This is a genomic window from Butyricicoccus sp., from assembly GCF_050872565.1.
In the GTDB taxonomy this organism is placed as follows: domain Bacteria; phylum Bacillota; class Clostridia; order Oscillospirales; family Butyricicoccaceae; genus Butyricicoccus_A.
The window spans coordinates 1-4468 of record NZ_JBNMHC010000186.1 but is presented as its reverse complement, the minus strand read 5'-3'; the positions used below and the strand labels follow the sequence as shown (position 1 = coordinate 4468).

The 4468-nt window shown below is 50.8% G+C and carries 3 protein-coding genes; all 3 read right to left on the bottom strand.

Going from position 1 to position 4468, the window contains the following annotated elements; genetic code table 11:
• Positions 1–278 precede the first annotated feature (278 nt).
• Positions 279–896 (bottom strand): GTP pyrophosphokinase, encoded by a 618-nt coding sequence (locus tag ACR0P9_RS08220; protein WP_432619096.1) that lies wholly within the window; start codon positions 894–896, stop codon positions 279–281.
• A 103-nt stretch (positions 897–999) separates the two neighbouring features.
• The gene (locus ACR0P9_RS08215; protein WP_432619094.1) at positions 1000–1707 is read right to left on the bottom strand and encodes a hypothetical protein; all 708 of its coding nucleotides are present in this window, start codon (positions 1705–1707) and stop codon (positions 1000–1002) included.
• 10 nt (positions 1708–1717) lie between these two features.
• Positions 1718–4468, bottom strand: a 2751-nt coding sequence (locus ACR0P9_RS08210; RefSeq protein WP_432619092.1) for an acyl-CoA dehydratase activase-related protein, incomplete at its 5' end; no start/stop codon positions are given.

Sequence of the window (4468 nt, the reverse complement as noted above, 5' to 3'; positions counted from 1 at the left end):
TTTACCGGCAATCTGCGATAGACCAATCTCGGCTGACAGCTCTTTGTCACTTCATCCATGCAGCGTCGAATCTGCTGTTCCAGTTCCGGCGGCCGTTCCTGTCCGCGATACCCGAGATACATCAAAATTTCTTGATAATTGAGTTGTGTTAGTCTTACTTCCAATCGCCGTTCACCTCGCATTTCCTACCATTATACCATGCAAAACGTCGTCCCGCAACCGACGCAAAAGCAACAAAAAAACTGCCGCAGTCTTCCTCTTGGATTTCTGCGACAGTTTTATTCTATCGTATCTTTATTCTGTTTATCCAGCAAGCAACGCATCGCCTGCATTCGCTCGTCCATCCGATGCATGTCATTGGCACAAGCGAGCAGTTCTCTCCGCAGGGAGCGTCCGATTTTGCTTTTCTTTTTATACTGCAATTCGTGCTCCATCACCGACCAATAATCCATGCCCATCGTACGGATTTGGATTTCCACCTTGCGTTCATTGGGAAACTGTACCTGCATGTGCAGGCTCTGATACCCGCTGTTCTTCGGTTTTTTGATAAAATCCTTGACTTTTAAAATACGAATATCCGGCAGCATCTCTAAAAACGCACGCACGCGGTCTATATCATCCAGATACAGGCATACAATGCGAATTCCTGCCAAATCATTGATGTACCGATAGATATTGGCATTGGTCTTTTCTCGCTTTTTCCGCCGCAGCTTTGCCAAAATGCTCTGCTCGCTCTTGAGCCGCCACACAATCTGCGAAATGATCTCTCGATGAAGCAGAGTCTGCTGTTGTTCGGCAAACCGCCGGATTTTTCCCATCAGCAGATAGATACAATCCTGATATTCCTGCTGCACCTCTGGGCGCAGAAAATCCATGACAAACTTTCCCTGCTCCACGCCGCATCGCTCCCCTGCAATGTATTCTCTATCTATTCTATTGTAGACTCTTTGCAGCTATGTATCAATGCATCTTGTGTAAATTTTGGAACAAATCTGTAAATTACAGGGAAAACAGCGGAAAGATGTCGTCGGTTTCACCAGGTGTGCCGTTGTATATATGGATGCCATGCGCATCGGCGTACTGCTTTGCCGTCTGGAATGCCGACTGCATCTTTTCCTCCTGCGGATGACAGCAGCCGCAGCCGACCAGCACCAAATCAGTAAAGCCGAGATACACGGCAATCTGCATCAGCGAGTACACGGTATCATAGCCATCATATACCACTTCCAGCGCATCGCCGCTGAACTTGACATGGTGAGTTTCATAGGTATTGCAATAGTATTTATAGACACCAAGATAGGGATAGGCAATCCAGTTTTTCGGCACCGGCGACGGCACAGCCAGATTGTCTCCGGCAAAAATGCCCTGTTCCGGAATCGTCTCAATCTGTGCGCCCAGCTGTTCCAGCATCGCCGGGCTCTGAATGCCGAGATACGTCGGCTGCCAGCCGGTTCGTTTGAGCTTGTCCCAGCCCGCCGCGCTGCACAGGGTCACCTCGTGATTTAAGCGATCCAGCACAGACGGCTGCACTTCCGCACCCAAAATCACACAGCGGCCGTGCTGACTGCCCCGCAGTGCCTGCAATGGTGCAAACAGCGGATCAATCTGTCCCTGTTTCCGCGCTTCTGCCTTTTTCAGTTCGTCTTCATAGTGCGCTCGCTGGCTGCGCTTTTGCTTCTCCCAGCGCAATTTTCCCAAAAATCCCATAATTTCTCCCTTATGCGTGTTTACTCTTCTCATTCATAATCAGCATTTGCAGACGGTTCTCTACATTCGCAAAGCTGACATCCGGATCATAATCCAACGGCAAAATCTGCGCATCCGGATACAGTTCCTTGAGTCTTTTTGCGATGCCGCGCCCAACGACATGATTTGGCAGACAGCCAAACGGCTGCAAAATGATAAAGTTTCGGCAGCCGCGTTTTGCATTGTGCAGAATTTCTCCCGGAATCAGCACGCCCTCACCGGCATCAAACGTATGATGAATGATTGGGTCACTGTCCTTGATAATCTCCTGCATTCGTGCCGCCCGATGGTACAGCGGATGCTTTTTGGCAATCGCATCCGTCATGGCATGAGCCGCATTGAAGATTTCATCTGCGGTAAAATACCAAATCTTTTCACCCATCGGTTTCTTGAGCTTATATTCCCGAATCTGCGCATCAATGTAAAAATAAGACTTGCGAATGACATCCGTCATACGCGCCTCAATAATTTCAAAGCCATTGTCTTCCAGATATTTCTCAATATCATGGTTTGCGCCCGGATGGAAATTGAGCAGATATTCGCCTACAATGAGAACCGTTGGTCTGCGTTTACTACGATCATACGCTACATCGCACATGATGTCAATCGCACGCTTGAATCCGCCGCGCATCCCGAGAATGCCGCCGTGCTCCATGCCGTCGATCACGGCATCCATTGCCCGCTCAAAGGCGGCATCGGCGCTGCCTGCAACCAGTTCATACGGGCGCATCTTGCGCAGCAATTCTTCCAAAACGTCAATCATTGGCAGGGCAAACGCAATATTGAGTGCAGACATCAGGCTCATGCGGAAGCCCGGATGCATGTCATGGCTGTCCTTGTCATCATTGGTCAAAATCGGAACATCCGCAAAGCCCGCATCGTCTAATGCCTTGCGCAACAGGGCACTATAATGCGTCAGACGGCAGTCACCGATGTACTTACCCATACCAATGGCAACCTGTTTGCCTTGATATTTTCCACTGAGCAGTGCTTCCAACGCCTCGCCGATAACAATCTGCGCCGGGAAACAAATATCATTGTGCACATACTGCTTGCCAAGCCGAATGGCTTCCTCTCTTCCGACTGGAAGCGGCTCTGCCTTGATGTGCTGCGCACTGAATGCTGCTGACATAACTCGGCTAAACGCATGAGAGGTGTTCGGCACGAGCACGATGCGTTCTTTTGCGTCCTGCTTGGTGAATTTTGTCGGATATGGATCGGACAGTTCACGTACCTGTCCCGTTGTCCGTGTTCTGCGCTGTGCCGCTGTTTCCAAAAAGCTCCGCACACGAATGCGCAGCGGACCGGTAGCATCGCTCTCATCCAGTTTGAGCACCAGCGGATGCTTGCCGCTGATTTCATTCATCATGCGGATAATTTCGTCGGATAAATACGCATCATGTCCGCAGCCAAAGCTGACAACCTGTGCATATTCCAAATAGTCGCAGCCCGCTGCAAGCACAGCGCCGGACAGCATCCGCGCATGATAATTATTGACAATGTCCAAGCGGCTGTTGCGCAGATCCACGTGATTAATGTCTGGCAGGCTGTCTATAGTCAGCACCGGAATATGGTGTTCAGTAAACAGCTCCGGCAGATCATGATTGACCAATGCATCATTTTGATACGGTCTGGACGCCAAAACGACAGCATAGGTGCCATTTTTTTGCACCATATCTATGATTTTCTGGCCTTCTGCCTTCAAGCGATCAGAAAATTCCTGCTGTGCCGCGTCGCCCGCCGCGATAGCTTTCCGCGTCAGTTCCGGCGCGATGCCAAACGTTTCCTGCATGTACTGCGTGAGCTGGCGGTCTCTATCCTCCGGCAGATGCCAGTGAAACAGCGGTGCATCAAACGGAATGCCCCACCGACGTTCCGGGTCATCTGAATTGCGGATGACAATCGGGTATCCCTTGACGACAGCGCACATGGACTCACTGGTTTCCGCCAGATTTTCGCTTTTTACCGTCGTGATGGACGGCATAAAAATCCGATCTACGCCCTTTTCCTTCAAATTGCGCAGATGGCCATGCACGAGCTTCGCTGGAAAACAAACCGTATCCGAGGTAACCGCAGACAAGCCATTTTCATACATGTCTCGCGTACTGCTGTCAGACACTTGTACGCGATAGCCCAAGCTGCGCCAGAACACCTTCCAGAACGGCATGGTATCCCAGAACGACAACACACGCGGAATGCCAATGGTTATCTTTTTTTCCTCATCCAGCTGCGGATAGGGATAATCGTGAAACAGCAGCTGTTCTCTAGTTCGGAACAAATTCGGCACATCGTCTTTTGTCCGGCGTGTATGCTTGACCTGTTCCCGCACGGTAGCGTCTTTGGGGTTGCCCAAGATTTCACCGCGCTCACAGCGATTTCCCGTAATAAACGAGCTGCCGTTCGAGAATCGCAAAATGGTTCTGCTGCAATGATTGCCGCAGAACGGGCACGGCACGCCGTCCTGTTTGCTGTACTGGAAATTGGGAAGAGCAGAAAAGCCAATAAAGCTGCTGACTGCGTGCTCGCCCGCTTGTCTCTTGGTGAGCAGTGCCGCGCCAATCGCACCCATTTCTCCCGGATACGGTGCACGGGTGACCGGCTGTCCCAAATACTGCTCCAAGGCGCACAGCACCGCATCGTTTTTAAACGTACCGCCCTGCACGACAACATGCTTGCCGAGCACAGACGGATTGGAAATGCGCACAACCTTGGTAAAGACATT

Excerpts from the sequence above, each read along its gene's own strand:
- ACR0P9_RS08215 (WP_432619094.1), bottom strand. The coding sequence starts at position 1,707 with ATGGGATTTTTGGGAAAATTGCGCTGGGAGAAGCAAAAGCGCAGCCAG.